Consider the following 251-nt stretch of genomic DNA (forward strand, 5'->3'; position numbering starts at 1 on the left):
ACTCCTCGTTCCGGCCCTCGGCTGCCTCGCCATCACGGCCAGGCCCACGGCCCGCCAGCTCATCGGCCTGCCGCACCCAGCTCCGCAGCGTCTCACCGGCCACCCCAACGTCCGCCGCGACCGCCGCATACGTACGCCGACCCGCAGCCGCACGCCACAACACGACCGCATCGTTCCTGAACTCCTCCGGATACGGAGACCTACGTCCCACCAGGACACCCTTCCTCGGACCCACAAGATCCATTGTCAGA

At 68.5% G+C, this 251-nt stretch carries 1 protein-coding gene; it reads right to left on the bottom strand.

Going from position 1 to position 251, the window contains the following annotated elements:
• Positions 1 to 211: transposase (locus tag IF89_RS40255; RefSeq protein ID WP_267882132.1), on the bottom strand; the 211-nt coding region annotated here is incomplete at its 3' end.
• Positions 212 to 251 lie beyond the last annotated feature (40 nt).

The sequence above is a fragment of the Streptomyces sp. NRRL F-2664 genome, assembly GCF_000719345.1.
GTDB lineage: Bacteria > Actinomycetota > Actinomycetes > Streptomycetales > Streptomycetaceae > Streptomyces.